This window comes from Hominibacterium faecale (genome assembly GCF_020734085.1).
In the GTDB taxonomy this organism is placed as follows: Bacteria; Bacillota; Clostridia; order Peptostreptococcales; family Anaerovoracaceae; genus Hominibacterium; species Hominibacterium faecale.
On record NZ_JAJAGH010000008.1, the window covers coordinates 18,538 to 33,311 of the forward strand.

A 14,774-nucleotide genomic window follows, 5' to 3' on the forward strand; every position below is an offset into this window, starting at 1 on the left:
CAAGTATGTTAAAATACGCCGGAAGCAAACGATAAATTGTAAAAGGAGACTTAGATTATGTTAGAAACAGGAATCAAGGGGATGCAGCAGGTGACCGTTTGTGAAGAAAACAGCGCTCTGTCCATGGGAAGCGGCACATTAAAGGTATTTGCCACTCCGGCCATGATCGCGCTGATGGAAAAGACAGCCTGGATGAGCGCGGCGCCTCATCTGGAAGATGGACAGGGAACCGTGGGTACGGCGCTGGATATCAAGCATACGGCCGCTACGCCGCTGGGCATGACTGTGACCTGCGAAAGTGAGCTGATCGCTGTGGACGGCAGAAAGCTGACCTTTCATGTAACCGCCAGAGATGAAGCCGGTGTCATCGGTGAGGGAAACCATGAACGGTTCATCGTCGATAATGAAAAATTTCAGGCAAAGGCAGATAAAAAAGCAGAAAAATAATCGGAGGGCAGCCTGATCAAAGGGCAATAAACGAGAAGAAGAGCGGAGATACCAGAGGGCATCCCTGCTCTTTTTCATTATGCAGGAAATATCGATGAAATTGATATTGATCAATTGGGACAGCACTGCCGAGGGTGGTGCCGAAAGTTGTCGAATGAGAGAATTGGTTCAACAATGCATTAATTTTTTCTTGTTGTTGAGATTTTTCAACGCCTACAGGCTGCAATTTTTGACAAAGGCTTTGATATACAAGTTTTTTCCATTTAGGCAGCCTGCAAGCCTGTGTTTTAGCTCAACAAATGAGTTGTTTTCCCCGATTGTTGAACCAAACTCTTAATTTTCTCTAGCTTAATCGATCCAACGAATGTCTACACAAAACAAGGTTCCAAATATCCGTATTTCTATGTCGGCAGTTTTTTTGTTAAATAGCAGGAGAGGAAATTACATAAAATCAGAAAGCTTTTAATATTTCCCGGTCCGGCTAATATACTTTAAAGAGTATCTTGGCGGAAAGAGGAAATATAACATGAAGAATACCATTTTTAAGAAGCTGCCCATCGGAAAGACCGGCGGGGGAGGGCTGAAGCGGACTTTAGGCGCTTTTGAACTGACCATGATGGGGATCGGCGTCATCATCGGTTCGGGAATTTTTGTGATTACGGGGGTGGCTGCCGCGGAACATGCCGGACCGGGACTGGTCTTTTCTTTTCTTCTGGCTGGGATCGCCTGCGGCTGCGCGGCTTTATGCTACGCGGAACTGGCATCCTCCATTCCCGCCTCCGGGGGTGCGTATACCTTCGCTTACGCGGGGCTGGGGGAAATCTTCGGCTGGTTCATAGGATGGTGCCTGACGCTGGAATACGTGGTGGCTATGTCGGCAGTAGCGGTGGGCTGGTCGGCGTATATTTCCAATGTTCTGCCGGTCCTGGGGCTGGAGCTTCCCCAGGCCATTCTTGCCGACCCATCCAGCGGAGGAGCGATCAATCTTCCGGCGGCGGCCATTATTACGATCATGGCCCTTTTGCAGCTGAAAGGATCGAAAGAAAGCGCCAGACTGAACAATCTTCTGGTTGCCATTAAGCTGACGGTCATCCTGCTGTTCATCGTTCTGGTTGCCGGCCGCATCGACCCGGCCAATTACGATCCCTTCCTGCCTTTTGGATGGGAAGGTGTCTGCTCAGGCGCTGCGGTGGTATTCTTTGCCTATCTGGGGTTTGATGCCATTGCCAATTCCGCGGAAGAGGTGATCGACCCGCAGCGGAACATGCCCAAGGGAATCATCGGTTCTCTGGTGATGGCTACGGTTTTGTATATTGTCGTAACCTTTATGCTGACAGGCGTGACCCGTTACTCTTCCTACGCTGGTGTTGCCGCCCCGGTGGCCTTTGCCCTCAACGAAGCTGGCATTCGATGGGGAGCGGCTATGGTATCGGCGGGAGCCATCGCAGGACTGACTACCGGGGTGCTGGTGTTTTTAGGAAGTGAATCCAGGCTGATCTACTCCATGTCCCGGGATGGGCTGCTGCCTCCGGCTTTTTCCAGAGTGAGCAAAAACGGGGTGCCGACAAAAGCAGTGGCCTGCGTATGGCTGATGGGCTGCGTTTTAGGCGGTTTTCTTCCCATCGGGACCATTGCCGAGCTATGCAACATGGGAACCTTGTGGGCCTTTTCTTTGGTATCAGTGACCGTAATAGTGCTGCGGGTGTCCCGCCCGGAATTGCGCCGTGGCTTTCGCGTTCCGGTAGTCCCTCTTGTGCCTCTGATTGCCATGGTGATGTGCGCCTTTCTTGCCCTGCAGCTGAGTGCGGTAACCTGGAAGGTATTCTTCATCTGGACCGCTGTCGGTATGTCCATCTATTTTCTTTATGGCAGAAGGCACAGCTTTCTCAGATAATCGTATAGCTGCCGTCCTGTCTGCAGCGGATTTCCGTCTGGTAAAATTCCTTGATGGCCTGAATCAGAAAGGCGGTATCCTTTGAACCGGCTGTTTCATATGGAGTATGCATCGCCAGCTGGGCCAGGCCGATATCCACCGTATTCATGGGCACCTGGGTGTTGGAAATATTGCCCAGGGTGGAGCCGCCGGCCATGTCCGACCGGTTGAGGAAGGTTTGACAGGGAACATCCGCTTTCTCACAGATAGATTTGAATATGGCAGCCGATACGCCGTCGGTGGTGTATTTTTGGTTGGCGTTATACTTGATCACCACGCCGTGATTCATGTAAGGCCGGTTGGTGGGATCGGTTTTGTCCGTGTGGCTGGGGTGAACGGCATGGGCGTTGTCCGCCGAAAGCATAAAGCTGTTTGCCAGCATGGTATGGTAGGCCTCCAGATCTGCACCCAGGCCCATTAAAATCCGCTTCAGCGTATCCTTGAGGAAGGTGGACGCTGCTCCCTGCTTGGTGCCGCTTCCCGTCTCTTCATTATCCAGCGTACAGTGAACCGAGATGGCAGCAGGGCTTTCCGCTGCCAGAAAGCCTTTGAGGGAGGCAAAGGCGCATTGAAGGTCATCCAATCTGGGACAGGAAATAAATTCGTCGTCCGCGCCCCAAAGGCTGCCTTTCATGCGCAGATATAAAAAGAGATCATTGCCTAAGATGGCATCTTCTTCCGTATCCGCGGCCTCTGCGATCAGTTTCATAAAGCTGCCGCGGGCGTTTTCGCTGCCGTATAAGGGTAGAAGATCGGTCTGGGCATTGAATTTATAGCCGTCGTTCACTTCCTTATTCATATGAATGGCCAGGCTGGGGATCAGCAGCAAATCCCGATCAATGGACACGAGCCGGGTTTGAACGGATGAGCCGTCCTTCACCAGAACCCGCCCGGCTGCGGACAGCGGCCGGTCAAGCCAGGGGGCCATGGACATGCCGCCGTATTTTTCCACGTTGAGCTGGATATAATGCTGCTCTTTTTCTATTTCACAGTTTTCTTTAATCTTAAAAGTCGGCGAGTCGCTGTGGCTGGCCGTGATATGAAATCCGACTCCTTCCTCTTTTGGGATATGAAAGGCGATCAAGGAAGAAAGATTTCGTGTTACAAAATAGCGCCCTCCCCGGACCAGCTTCCAGGAATCGGCCTCACTCAGTTCCTCAAATCCATGTTCAGTCAATTCCCTTTTCATATTGTCAATAGCGTGAAAACAGCTGGGACTTTTTTCGATAAAGTCAAAGAGCTGTTTGTTGATATCCGTTGTCATAATTCATCCTCCGTTGTTTGATGGTTCCTCTATTTTATAATAACCAAAATTGGGATGCAAGATGTTTGAAATTTGACATTGACAATAGTACTAATCCGTACTATAATAAATATGGTACGAATCAGTACTATTTTGTGGAGGTGAATGATGAATATTCGTGAACAGATCAAGCTGGTAAATCGTGCGCTGAGCGGCACTCTGGACTTGTACGGAGTATGGGCGAAAAAGCACGGACTCAACTATAATGCTCTCGTCATTTTATATACGCTGGACGATTGTCAGACTTGTACGCAAAAACAAATTTGCCAATGGTGGGCGCTGCCCAAGCAGACCGTCCATGGCATTTTGCTGGATTTTGAGAAGAAAGGCTATCTTACAATAACAGCAAATACAGAGAATAAGCGTGAACGGCTCGTCGCATTTACAGAAAAGGGAAAAGCATTTGCAGCTTCCATACTGGAGCCCCTTTATAAGATGGAAGAGAAGGCTATGAAAAAGATGGGACAAGAGCAGCGAGCTCAGCTGATTGCCTGCAATACAAACTACTATGAATTATTAAAGGAGGAAATGGAACATGGAGAATAAACTGGCCGGGAAGTTTACATTTGCTTCCTTGCTGTCCTTTGCCATTCCCAATGTAATTATGATGATTACCTTGTCCATGTATATAATTGTTGACGGCATGTTTGTATCCCGTCTGGCGGGAACGACAGCGCTTTCGGCTGTAAACATGATTTACCCGGCAATCTGCTTTGAAATGGCCATTGGAATCATGATCGCTACCGGAGGAAGCGCCATTGCAGCCAGAAAACTGGGAGAAGGGAAGCAAAGAGAGGCACAGAAAATTTTAAGCTTTCTAATTGTCGTGGAGCTGGTGATTGGCATTGTATTTGCCGTTGCAGGCAACTTGTTTCTGGAGGAAATCGTTCTGTTGCTGGGAGCAAGCGAAAGACAGCTTCCCATGTCTCTTGCATACGGCAGAATTATATTTGCCTTTGCCCCTGCCTTTTTCCTGCAGACGGCCTTCCAGACCTTTTTGGTTACTGCGGGAAAACCTGCTCTCGGCTTGATGGTTACTGTGTCCGCTGGTATTGTGAACATTGTATTGGACTTTATTTTCATGGCGCCGCTGGATATGGGCGTGTCTGGCGCGGCTCTGGCTACCGGATTGGGATATTGCGTTCCTGCTGTTGTCGGATCGGTCTTTTTTCTGAAGAAAAAAGAGAATCCGCTTCATTTGGTCAGACCGGCAGTGGACTGGAAGGTTCTTCGGCAGTCATGTGCAAATGGTTCTTCAGAGATGGTGGTGAATTTAGCCAATGCTGCAACGACCTTTTTGTTCAACTATATCTTACTGGATTTTTACGGAGAAGACGGCGTTGCTTCAATAACGATCCTGCTATATTTCCAATATCTATTTACCGCCCTCTATTTTGGCTACTCCAACGGGATCGCGCCGATCATCAGCTTTAAGTACGGAAGTGGAGATCAAGAGCAATTAAAAAAAATCTTTAAATGCAGTATCTTATTCTTGATCATAAGCTCCGTCCTGGCAAATATCCTGATCCAGTTGACCGTAACCCATGCCCTTACAATTTTTACGCCCGCAGACAGCAGGGTTTATGATATCGCCCTAAACGGGTTCTGGCTGTATTCGCCGGCGTTCCTGATCATGGGTCTGGGCATCTTTGCTTCTTCCATGTTTACGGCCTTTTCCGACGGGAAGATATCGGCTGTCATATCCTTTTCCAGAACCTTTATTTTCATTGTGGGAGCGATTCTTATTCTGCCTTATTTACTGGGCGGCGCTGGGATTTGGATCGCTGTGCCGCTAGCAGAAATTCTTGGGTTTTTTGTGGCAATTATCTTTCTCATTTCCAGAAAAGATCGATATGCATACGCCTGAAATGCTGAGGGCTTTTTCGGGCTGATGCCCGCCAATGGTATCCTTTTGGTGCCTATCCCACTTTAAAGTGCCGTCTTTACAAGCTGAAAACATGCGGTCATAATAGACTTAACATGAATAGAGGAGGCCGCGGCCATGGAAGATAGGAAACGGGACAGCAATAAAGAGAAACTGAGGAGCATGGCTCTTATTTTAAACCGGGCCGATGCCCTTGTCATTGGGGCCGGTGCCGGTCTTTCTGCGTCAGCAGGCTTTACTTACGACGGACCCCGTTTTACCGACAATTTTTCCGAGTTCATCGAGCGGTATGGGATGACGGATATGTACTCGGCAGGTTTTTATCCGTTTAAAACCCCGGAGGAAAAGTGGGCCTATTGGAGCAGGCATATTTATGTCAACCGCTACGATATGGAAGCGGGCCGGGCATACAAGGATTTATTTCAGCTGGTGAACGACAGGAATTATTTTGTCATCACCACCAATGTGGACCATCAATTTCAGCTGGCGGGATTTGACGATGATCGGATTTTTGCGACTCAGGGGGATTACGGGCTTTTCCAGTGCAAGCGGGCTTGCCACAAAAGGCTGTATGAGAATGAAGATCAGATCCGGGAAATGGTGAAGCACCAGAAAAACTGCCGCATTCCCTCCTCGCTGGTACCGAAATGCCCGGTATGCGGCGGTGAGATGGAGGTCAATCTCCGCGCAGACGGTTTTTTTGTGGAAGATGGAAGCTGGCACCGGGCTGCCCGGCGATATGAGGCATTTTTAAACGAGAACATGGAAAAAAGCATCGTGTTCCTGGAGCTGGGTGTGGGCATGAATACCCCCGGCATCATTAAATATCCCTTCTGGAAGATGACAAAGGGCATGAGCCGCGCTTTTTACATTTGCATCAATCGGGGAGAAGCCTGGGCGCCGGGTGAAATTGAGGATCGATCCATCTGTGTGGATGGGGATATCGGGGAACTACTCAACCAATTATTGCTGTACGAATCGAGGCTTTGAAAAAGGAGATGGGACGGATGAGTCAGTTTGATACACAAGAAGAACAGCTGGAATATCTGGTAAGGGAGCTGAAAAGAGACAGCGGCCGCTATAAGGATTTGGTCATTCCCAAAGGGAAACTCGAAAAAAGAAGGCTGATGCGATCCTTTATGAATATCCGTATGCCGGAACCGATGGATGAGGATTTTCTGAAAGTCCAAGATCAGTTCCTACAGCAGGAGGCCCGGGAAAAGGGCATTGTCTCTATTTCACGCCTTGCATCTGTGAAAGAGGAATTGGGGTGCGCTATGGAACATGGGGAGCGGATGGTTCTTTGGCGGGGAGATATCACTACCCTGGCGGCGGATGCCATTGTCAATGCGGCCAATTCACAGCTTCTGGGATGTTTTGTACCCTGTCACGGATGCATCGATAACGCAATTCACTCGGCTGCGGGGGTGCAGCTGCGGGAGGAATGCAGCAGGATCATGAAAGCCCAGGGACATAGCGAACCTGCGGGAACTGCCAAGATCACCAGCGGATATAACCTTCCCTGCAGATATGTGATTCATACAGTAGGTCCTATCGTTGCAGATACGTTGACAGATGAGGACTGCCGGCTGCTGGCCGGCTGCTATGAATCCTGCCTTCGATTGGCGGCAGAAAAGGGACTAAAGAGCATCGCCTTTTGCTGTATTTCCACCGGAGAATTCCACTTTCCCCAGGAGATTGCTGCAGAGATCGCAGTGAAAACTGTCCGCGATTTTCTGAGGGAAAACGGGGAGCTGGATACGGTGATTTTCAATGTATTCAAAGAAAGGGACTATGAGATTTACCGGGAAATTTTCTGCGGCGGCTCGTCATCTGTAAGCTGCTCTTTATAAGCGGTTCCCCAATCGATCATGGATTTTAGGACTGGCTGCAGGCTGAGTCCTGTTTCGGTAAGAGAATATTCCACTCTGGGCGGAACTTCCGGGTAAACGGTGCGATTTAGAAGACCGGCCTTTTCCATATCGCGAAGATTGCTGGTCAGCACCTTTTGGGTGATGCCGCTCAGGGAACGCATCAGTTCGTTGAAACGTTTCGTCCCGGAGAGCAGGTCGCGGATAATCAGGACCTTCCACTTGTTTCCAATGAGCTGAAGGGTCATTTCCACCGGACATTTTGGAATTTTTTCTTGCATGTGGATCGGCTCCTTTCTATAAACAGGTTGTATTACGGCAGATAAACTAATTCCTATTATAATAAAAGAAAAAGAAGAGGTAAAGGATAATGAATGAGAAAGCGAGAAAATATGTGGATTTGTTTCGTCAGGTCAAGATCGCATCGGCGGCCACTGTGGATGAAAAGGGGCGTCCCCAGAGCAGGATTATCAATGTGATGATCGCTGCAGACGAAGGCATGTATATCGTAACTTCCAAAGGCAAGCCCTTTTACAAACAGCTGATTGATACGGGACGGGTCGCCCTCAGCGCCATGTGTCCGGATTGTCAATCGCTGAAATTCAGCGGCAAGGTGCGGCAAGTGGACAAACAATGGGTAGACCGGGTCTTTGAAGCCAATCCGGGGATGAACGAGGTATATCCCGGCAAGACGAGGGATGCTTTGGAGGCTTTTCTGATTTATGAAGGCAGCGGCGAATGGTTCGATCTTCTCAGCTATCCTATCAATCGGGAGACCTTTGCATACAACACAGAGGAAGAAGCGGCCGGGTTTGAGATTACGGACGATTGCATCGGATGCGGGCTTTGTCTTCCGGTTTGTCCTCAAAAATGTATTGTGAAGGGACAAGCCTATGGTATAATGAAGAGTCATTGCCTGCAATGCGGCGCATGTCTGGCGGCGTGCCCGCAGGGAGCGATTCGCAGGCTGCATCCATGATAAGGAGGAGCGCGCTTTGGAGTTTGTGAAAGAAGTTATCAGCCTGTATATTGAAAGAAAAGATTGGTTTCTCCAGCTGATCGCAGAGCATATTGGTTTATCTTTGATCGCCATTGTCTTTGCAGGGGTGATCGGTCTGCTGCTGGGGATTTGGATTGCGGAGCACGAGAAGGCGGCGCCGCCTGTTTTGGGCATTGCCAATGTTTTTTACACTATCCCTTCCATCTCCCTTTTGGGAATGTTGATTCCCCTATTAGGGATCGGAAACACAACGGCGGTGGTGGCACTGATCATTTACGGAATCATGCCCATGGTGCGAAATACTTATGCGGGCATCAAGGGTGTGAGTGAGGATGTGGTCACGGCGGCCCGGGGCATGGGCAGCACCAACTTTCAGATTATGACCAGAATCAAGCTGCCTCTGGCGCTGGGGGTCATTATTGCCGGTCTGCGCAATATGGTGGTGATGACTATATCCGTAGCAGCCATCGCCTCCTTCATCGGAGCGGGCGGTCTGGGGGTAGCCATTTATCGGGGCATTACCATCTACGACACAGCCCTGACCTTTGGCGGCAGCTTCTTGATCGCACTGATCGCGCTGATCAGCGACCTTCTTTTGGGGCATATGGAAAAACGTATTAAGAAAAAGAGAGGGAACTAAAATGAGAACATGGAAGAAAATCACAGCATTTATACTGGTATTATTGATGACGCTGGCTTTCGCAGGCTGCGGCAGCGGCGGCGGGGCGGACAGCGAGCCTATCAAGATCGCCACCAAACCGATGACCGAGCAGTACATTTTGGGTGAAATGATCAAGCAGCTGATCGAAAGCAAAACCGATTATAAAGCGGAGATCACTAAAGGCGTTGGCGGCGGCACCAGCAACATTCAGCCGGCTATGGAAAAAGGGGATTTTGATCTTTATCCGGAATATACTTCTTCCGGATGGTCCATGGTGCTGGGCCATGAGTCCAAAGGTGTCAGCGATGATGAGATGCTGAAAAAACTCCGGGAAGAATACCATGAAAACTACGGCATGACCTGGACCAATCTTTACGGCTTTAATAATACCTTTGCCGTAGCGGTGCGCAAGGAGGTTGCTGACAAGTATAAGCTGGAAACTTGCTCCGATCTAACCAAAGTGGCGGATAAGCTGGTGTTCGGCGGCAACCCGGATTATTTTGAAAAAGAAGAAGGCTTCGATGCGCTGAAGGCGGCGTATCAGTACGAGTTCAAACAGGTGAAGGACGTGGATATCGGCCTTAAATACGAAGCTATGAAAAAAGGCGATATCGATGCGACCAATGCTTTTACTACCGACGCACAGCTGAGCAAAGATTTCGTGAAAGTGCTGAAGGATGACAAGCATCTCCAGTATAACTACTATTGTGCTACCGTCGTGCGGGAGGATGCTTTGGAAAAATATCCTGACCTGGAAAAGACGCTGGCTCTGATGGACAATCTTCTGACCGATCAGGAAATGGCGGAGCTGAATTATCAGGTGGAGATTGATGGCAAAAATGAAGGGGATGTGGCTAAGGCATTCCTGGTTTCTAAGGGTTTGATCGAGGAGTAAGCTGATGGATATGATCCGATTAGAGCATCTGTCAAAGAGCTTCGGCGGCCGGAAAATCCTTGATGATTTTTCCCTTGCCGTCAAGGAAGGGGAGTTTTTGACGGTGATCGGCCGCTCTGGATGCGGCAAGACGACCATGCTGAAGATGATCAATGGCTTGCATCAGCCGGACAGCGGCAAGGTCTTCGTCCAGGGACAGGATATCGGCGAGACGGATATTATTGAGCTGCGGCGGAGCATCGGCTATGTGATTCAGAATAAGGGCCTTTTCCCCCATATGACGGTGGAAAAGAACATCACCTATGTGCCGGTGATCAGCGGCAGGAAAAACAAGGCGGAAAATCTTCAGCTGGCCCGCCGCCTGATCGAGACTGTCGGTTTGGAGGAGGATATGCTGGAGCGCTATCCGTCCGAGCTTTCCGGCGGCCAGCAGCAGCGGGTGGGCATCGCAAGGGCCCTGGCATCTGACGCCAGGATTCTGCTCATGGACGAGCCTTTTGGGGCGCTGGATGAAATCACCAAGCGGGCCATGCAGGATGAAATTTTATCGCTGCATCGCAGTTTGGGGATTACCATTGTCTTTATCACCCATGATATCCGTGAGGCCATGAAGCTGGGGGATCGGGTTCTGGTCATGGAGCAGGGGAAAATTGTTCAGCTGGATGAACCGCAGCAGATTCAGGAACATCCTGCCGATTCTTTTGTGGCTCAGCTGATCGGGGCTGTGTAGGAAAGGGCGGGAGCCAGCCGGTTGAGCGTTTTATCGAAGCCTGGGCGCTGGGGGAAAGGGCCGGGCTGTTGGTTTGGCGTGAAGGCGGAAAAAAGGTGGGGTTCATTGAGAATAATGTGGGCCCCTCCAAAAAAGGGGAAGTGTAGGGTAAAAAATGCGTAGATTTTTTGGAATTTACGCTTTTTTTAACGATTGAGGCTCCTCAAATTTGCTTGTTTGGCGTCAGGAGCCCTTTTTCCCAATATGAAGACCCGCAAACCCACAACTTTGCGTAAATATCACGAAAATTTTTTGAAATTTTCCCGATGACGAGCCCGGAGGAGGTAAAATCTATGGGATGCCCAGTCCGGCGGTAAACATAGAAAAGGGGCGGCTGCATGAAGCAATTTGCTTTTCATACAGCCGCCCCTTTTTCATAACACAGGAAATATCGGTTGCGTAGCATTTCCTGTGTTTCAAAAAAGTTCACCTTGTGAAAGTGAGTGCGAAGCGCGATTAACGTCTCCCAAGAAAACTTTTTTATTTCAGCATGGAGCTGAGAAAATCTTTTAAACGTTCGCTCTTTGGATTTTTAAAGATCTCTTCTGGCGTTCCTTGTTCCACGATTTTGCCCTGATCCATGAATACCACCCGATCGGCAACCTCTCTGGCAAAGCCCATTTCGTGGGTAACGACAACCATGGTGATCCGTTCTTCTGCCAGCTTTTTAATGACGTTGAGTACCTCGCCGGTGATTTCCGGATCCAGGGCTGAGGTTGGCTCGTCGAAGAGCATGATCTCCGGGTTCATGGCCAGTCCTCTGGCAATGGCGATTCGCTGCTTTTGTCCGCCGGACAACTGGGCCGTATAGACACCGGCTTTGGTTTCCAATCCTACCAGCTTGAGCAGATCGTGTCCCCGGGCCTCCGCTTTCTTTTTATCCTCTTTTTTCACTTTGATCGGCGCATAACAGATGTTTTGCAGACAGGTCATATGAGGAAAAAGGTTGAAATGCTGAAACACCATTCCCGTTTCCGCGCAGATGCGGCGCAGTTCCTTATCGGGAATATACTCGGCCTTGCCGCTCTCAGGCGTGTCCACGAAGGTTTCTCCGTTGAGGGTGATGGTGCCGGAGGTAATGCGATTCAGGCAGTTGACGCACCGCAACAAGGTGCTTTTGCCAGATCCGGAAGGCCCGATAATGGCCACCGTTTCGCCTTTGGCAATGGAAAAATCAACATGATCCAGCGCCCGGCAGTTGGCAAAATCCTTTACGATCTGTTTCATTTCTAATATCTGTTCCATGTTACCATTCCTCCTTCGCGTCATAGACTGAGAACCTTCTTTCCAGATAATTGGACAGAAGGGTGAGCAGGAAGGTGAAGATCAGATAGATGATGGCCGCCAGCAAAAAGGCCAACGGGTTTACATCCCGATTTACCGCCGAAGAGGAAGCTTTCATCAATTCCAGTACGCCGATGGTGGAAACCAGGGCCGTATCTTTGATGAGTATGATGGCTTCGTTGGAAACCGGCGGCAGCACGCATTTCATGGTCTGAGGCAAAATGATGCCAAAGGTGGTCTGGGTCCTGGAAAGGCCCAGCGAATGGGCGGCCTCATACTGTCCCTTGTCGATGCTGTTGATCCCCCCGCGATAGATTTCAGCAAAGTAAGCGGCGTAGTTGAGTACGAAGGTCAAGGTTGCCGTTGTAAATGCCGAGAACCGAATGTCAAAAGCAATGGGGAGAAAAAAGTAAAAGAAGAACAGCTGCAACAGTAGAGGAGTGCCTCTGAATATCCAAATATATAGTTTTGCAAGTACCCGGAAAATCCCGATGCGGCTGTTGCTGCCCAGTGCGAAGGGCAGTCCCAGCGGCAATGAGAGAACCAGGGTCACAACAAATAGTTTTAGCGAACACCAGGCTCCTGTCAGGAGCGAGGGCATCAGGACCACCATATATTCCAGGGTGTCCTGAAGACTTGCGATAAAATCACTCATAGAAGCAACTCCTCCAAGTATGTTTATTTATTTATCCAGTTCTTCAAAAATTACGATGTTCTTTCCAAACCATTTATCGCTGATCTTTTCAGCTTCACCGCTGTCGATGGTGGCTTTGATGGCTTCGTTTACTTTGGCTGTCAAAGCTTTGTCATCTTTTCTAAAGCCGATGGCATAGAAGTCATCGCCGAAGTTAAAGTCGCATACGGTCATTTTCTTGTCCAATTTGGAGTTCTTGTATTCTCCCAGTACCTGGTCAACGACGATGCAGTCAACTCTGCCGGCCTGCATGTCCATCAGCGCTTCATCATATGTTTTGTATTCGGTGATGTTGTCTTTGAATGAATCATAGGCTTCGTTCTTTTTCATGGTTTCCAGAGCAGCAGAATCTACCTGGGTTCCGATTTTGTATTTTGCCATATCTTCAGCAGCTGCCACTTTTACATCCTTCTCCAGTGTCATAACGATGATCTTGTTGTTGAGATATTTGTTGGACAGGGACATGCCTTCTATTCTTTCAGGAGTGATGGACATGCCGTTCCAGATGCAGTCGATGTTTTTGGATGTCAGTTCCATGTCTTTGGAATCCCAGTTGATGGGCTGGAATTTGACCTTCACGCCCAGTTCTTTGCAGACAGCTGTCGCCAGGTCGATATCGAATCCAACCAGATTGTTGCTTTCATCGCGGAAGCCCATTGGAGCGAAGGTATCGTCCAGGCCTACGATCAGTTCACCTTTTTCCTGTACATATTCCCAAGAAGAATCGTCAGCAGTTTCCTTGTCGCTGCCGCCGCATCCGGTGAGAGCCAGTGAGCCGACAACCAGTACCAGCACAGCTGCCAGTAATAATAGTTTCTTTTTCATGATGTGTTTCCTCCATAACTTAATGAGTAATAAGTAAGAATAAGTTCGCTTTATTCCTATGCGACATCTTTGCGTTATTGGAATAAAGCGATACTATATTAAAAATGGTACCATAAATATGGACGAAAATCAATGGTTTTTGGGAAAGGTTGTGAAGGTTGGCGGCTGGGGTGAGTTGATGGGCTTGCAGGGTTCGCCTGTGAAGGAGGCAGACTCCATGGCGACTTTTATACTGCCGCTTCACTGCTCTGCGAACTTGGGTGCTTTGGCCTACACTATAATTTTGAGTTGGTGATGGGTTGTATCAGGTCATTGGGAGTCGGCATACGGAAGGAAATATCAAAAAGTGAATTTTTTTAAGAAAGCACGACAGTCTGGCAGGCTTGTTATCCTGATATGAGAAGCAGCTTCAAGCGAAACTATCAGGATACGAGATCGCACATATCAATCTTGATACTTTTTGCCGCGCAGCCTGAAATATAACCAATGCAAAACAAAAGGACGGAGAAATCCAGCTATACATATAACAGCACAGATGATAAAATAACGGTAACGGAGGAAAAGCCAAATCTGAAGTATGGAGGAACGAATGTATACAACAAAACGACACTGTATGTCAGTTGGGATAGAGGAATATCTGGATGGTTACGTCAACATAGAGGAGTTTCTTACGTATTGCCAAACCTGTCCGAACTACCAGACATTCTGGGCATGCCCGCCCTTTGATTTCTCCCCGATCGATTATTGGAAACAGTTTGAAACCCTGGACCTTTATGCGGAAGAAATTATCTTTGATGAAGCCCATGCAGGAAAGAAATTTGATCAGGAGGAAATGGACCGTATCATCGACGATTCTCTCAAACAGGTCAAAAAGCAGTTGACAGAGGAGCTTTATGAGATTGAGCAGCAGACTCCGGGAAGCGTCAGCCTCTCCGCCGGCAGCTGTGAGCTTTGCCAGGACGATTGCACCAGAAAAGATAAAGAGGCTTGCAGGTTTCCCGAAAAAATGCGATACTCCATTGAAGCATTGGGAGGCAATGTAGGACTGACCATTAACAAACTCATGGGTATAGAGCTGGAGTGGATCCGGGAAGGCGTACTTCCGGGTCGCTTTGTACTGGTCTGCGGGCTTTTGAAAAAGCCTCAGATTTAGAATGAACCGAAACCCAAAATGCAGCCATTTGAAAAGATTCTAAGTAATTAAGGA

General features: G+C 48.9%; 16 protein-coding genes. 11 read left to right on the top strand and 5 right to left on the bottom strand.

Features of this window, described 5'->3' with window-relative positions; all coding sequences use genetic code 11:
- Positions 1-57 precede the first annotated feature (57 nt).
- Both LG211_RS11395 and LG211_RS11400 read left to right on the top strand, forming a co-directional pair.
- The gene (locus tag LG211_RS11395) at positions 58-447 is read left to right on the top strand and encodes a thioesterase family protein (RefSeq protein WP_227755402.1); all 390 of its coding nucleotides are present in this window, start codon (positions 58-60) and stop codon (positions 445-447) included.
- Positions 448-973: 526 nt separating this feature from the next.
- Positions 974-2,341: an amino acid permease gene (locus LG211_RS11400; protein ID WP_269477565.1), complete on the top strand. Its 1,368-nt coding sequence runs from the start codon at positions 974-976 to the stop codon at positions 2,339-2,341.
- On the opposite strand, the gene LG211_RS11405 is transcribed toward LG211_RS11400, so the two are convergent.
- Positions 2,334-3,644: a M18 family aminopeptidase gene (locus tag LG211_RS11405; protein WP_269477566.1), complete on the bottom strand. Its 1,311-nt coding sequence runs from the start codon at positions 3,642-3,644 to the stop codon at positions 2,334-2,336. The genes LG211_RS11400 and LG211_RS11405 overlap by 8 nt on opposite strands.
- A 144-nt stretch (positions 3,645-3,788) precedes the next feature.
- Here LG211_RS11405 and LG211_RS11410 point away from each other — a divergent pair, with 144 nt between their 5' ends.
- From LG211_RS11410 to LG211_RS11425, 4 genes are all read left to right on the top strand, one after another.
- Positions 3,789-4,229: a MarR family winged helix-turn-helix transcriptional regulator gene (locus LG211_RS11410; protein WP_253019851.1), complete on the top strand. Its 441-nt coding sequence runs from the start codon at positions 3,789-3,791 to the stop codon at positions 4,227-4,229.
- The gene (locus tag LG211_RS11415) at positions 4,219-5,550 is read left to right on the top strand and encodes an MATE family efflux transporter (RefSeq protein WP_269477567.1); all 1,332 of its coding nucleotides are present in this window, start codon (positions 4,219-4,221) and stop codon (positions 5,548-5,550) included. The genes LG211_RS11410 and LG211_RS11415 overlap by 11 nt, the downstream gene beginning before the upstream one ends.
- Positions 5,551-5,685: 135 nt before the next feature.
- Positions 5,686-6,558, top strand: coding sequence for an SIR2 family NAD-dependent protein deacylase (locus LG211_RS11420; protein ID WP_269477568.1), 873 nt, complete (start codon positions 5,686-5,688; stop codon positions 6,556-6,558).
- Between the two features lie 17 nt (positions 6,559-6,575).
- The gene (locus LG211_RS11425) at positions 6,576-7,421 is read left to right on the top strand and encodes a protein-ADP-ribose hydrolase (protein ID WP_148398620.1); all 846 of its coding nucleotides are present in this window, start codon (positions 6,576-6,578) and stop codon (positions 7,419-7,421) included.
- On the opposite strand, the gene LG211_RS11430 is transcribed toward LG211_RS11425, so the two are convergent.
- Positions 7,370-7,720: a winged helix-turn-helix transcriptional regulator gene (locus LG211_RS11430; protein WP_148398618.1), complete on the bottom strand. Its 351-nt coding sequence runs from the start codon at positions 7,718-7,720 to the stop codon at positions 7,370-7,372. The genes LG211_RS11425 and LG211_RS11430 overlap by 52 nt on opposite strands.
- A gap of 89 nt (positions 7,721-7,809) precedes the next feature.
- Here LG211_RS11430 and LG211_RS11435 point away from each other — a divergent pair, with 89 nt between their 5' ends.
- Genes LG211_RS11435 through LG211_RS11450 form a run of 4 tightly spaced genes read left to right on the top strand, consistent with a single transcriptional unit; the run spans position 7,810 to position 10,725 of the window.
- Positions 7,810-8,418: a 4Fe-4S binding protein gene (locus tag LG211_RS11435; protein WP_148398617.1), complete on the top strand. Its 609-nt coding sequence runs from the start codon at positions 7,810-7,812 to the stop codon at positions 8,416-8,418.
- A gap of 25 nt (positions 8,419-8,443) precedes the next feature.
- Entirely contained in the window at positions 8,444-9,079 is a 636-nt protein-coding gene (locus LG211_RS11440) for an ABC transporter permease (protein ID WP_336246067.1), read from the top strand.
- Between the two features lies 1 nt (position 9,080).
- A complete protein-coding gene (locus LG211_RS11445; RefSeq protein ID WP_227755397.1) occupies positions 9,081-9,995 on the top strand; it encodes a glycine betaine ABC transporter substrate-binding protein in 915 nt (304 codons plus the stop codon).
- Positions 9,996-9,999: 4 nt separating this feature from the next.
- A complete protein-coding gene (locus tag LG211_RS11450; RefSeq protein ID WP_148398611.1) occupies positions 10,000-10,725 on the top strand; it encodes an ATP-binding cassette domain-containing protein in 726 nt (241 codons plus the stop codon).
- Between the two features lie 519 nt (positions 10,726-11,244).
- Here the strand turns inward: LG211_RS11450 and LG211_RS11455 are convergent.
- Genes LG211_RS11455 through LG211_RS11465 form a run of 3 tightly spaced genes read right to left on the bottom strand, consistent with a single transcriptional unit; the run spans position 11,245 to position 13,567 of the window.
- Entirely contained in the window at positions 11,245-12,009 is a 765-nt protein-coding gene (locus LG211_RS11455) for an amino acid ABC transporter ATP-binding protein (RefSeq protein ID WP_269477569.1), read from the bottom strand.
- A 1-nt stretch (position 12,010) separates the two neighbouring features.
- The gene (locus LG211_RS11460; RefSeq protein ID WP_227755396.1) at positions 12,011-12,703 is read right to left on the bottom strand and encodes an amino acid ABC transporter permease; all 693 of its coding nucleotides are present in this window, start codon (positions 12,701-12,703) and stop codon (positions 12,011-12,013) included.
- Between the two features lie 27 nt (positions 12,704-12,730).
- Positions 12,731-13,567 carry an amino acid ABC transporter substrate-binding protein gene (locus LG211_RS11465; RefSeq protein WP_227755395.1) on the bottom strand — a complete coding sequence of 279 codons (837 nt, stop codon included), beginning with the start codon at positions 13,565-13,567 and terminating at the stop codon, positions 12,731-12,733.
- 589 nt (positions 13,568-14,156) lie between these two features.
- On the opposite strand from LG211_RS11465, the gene LG211_RS11470 reads away from it, so the two are divergent.
- Entirely contained in the window at positions 14,157-14,720 is a 564-nt protein-coding gene (locus LG211_RS11470; protein ID WP_269477570.1) for a DUF2284 domain-containing protein, read from the top strand.
- Positions 14,721-14,774 lie beyond the last annotated feature (54 nt).

What these genes read in the sequence shown, in the direction of transcription:
- LG211_RS11395 (WP_227755402.1), top strand. Translation starts at nt 58, where the DNA reads ATGTTAGAAACAGGAATCAAGGGGATGCAGCAGGTGACCGTTTGTGAA.
- LG211_RS11400 (WP_269477565.1), top strand. Translation starts at nt 974, where the DNA reads ATGAAGAATACCATTTTTAAGAAGCTGCCCATCGGAAAGACCGGCGGG.
- LG211_RS11405 (WP_269477566.1), bottom strand. Translation starts at nt 3,644, where the DNA reads ATGACAACGGATATCAACAAACAGCTCTTTGACTTTATCGAAAAAAGT.
- LG211_RS11410 (WP_253019851.1), top strand. Translation starts at nt 3,789, where the DNA reads ATGATGAATATTCGTGAACAGATCAAGCTGGTAAATCGTGCGCTGAGC.
- LG211_RS11415 (WP_269477567.1), top strand. Translation starts at nt 4,219, where the DNA reads ATGGAGAATAAACTGGCCGGGAAGTTTACATTTGCTTCCTTGCTGTCC.
- LG211_RS11420 (WP_269477568.1), top strand. Translation starts at nt 5,686, where the DNA reads ATGGAAGATAGGAAACGGGACAGCAATAAAGAGAAACTGAGGAGCATG.
- LG211_RS11425 (WP_148398620.1), top strand. Translation starts at nt 6,576, where the DNA reads ATGAGTCAGTTTGATACACAAGAAGAACAGCTGGAATATCTGGTAAGG.
- LG211_RS11430 (WP_148398618.1), bottom strand. Translation starts at nt 7,720, where the DNA reads ATGCAAGAAAAAATTCCAAAATGTCCGGTGGAAATGACCCTTCAGCTC.
- LG211_RS11435 (WP_148398617.1), top strand. Translation starts at nt 7,810, where the DNA reads ATGAATGAGAAAGCGAGAAAATATGTGGATTTGTTTCGTCAGGTCAAG.
- LG211_RS11445 (WP_227755397.1), top strand. Translation starts at nt 9,081, where the DNA reads ATGAGAACATGGAAGAAAATCACAGCATTTATACTGGTATTATTGATG.
- LG211_RS11450 (WP_148398611.1), top strand. Translation starts at nt 10,000, where the DNA reads ATGGATATGATCCGATTAGAGCATCTGTCAAAGAGCTTCGGCGGCCGG.
- LG211_RS11455 (WP_269477569.1), bottom strand. Translation starts at nt 12,009, where the DNA reads ATGGAACAGATATTAGAAATGAAACAGATCGTAAAGGATTTTGCCAAC.
- LG211_RS11460 (WP_227755396.1), bottom strand. Translation starts at nt 12,703, where the DNA reads ATGAGTGATTTTATCGCAAGTCTTCAGGACACCCTGGAATATATGGTG.
- LG211_RS11465 (WP_227755395.1), bottom strand. Translation starts at nt 13,567, where the DNA reads ATGAAAAAGAAACTATTATTACTGGCAGCTGTGCTGGTACTGGTTGTC.
- LG211_RS11470 (WP_269477570.1), top strand. Translation starts at nt 14,157, where the DNA reads ATGTATACAACAAAACGACACTGTATGTCAGTTGGGATAGAGGAATAT.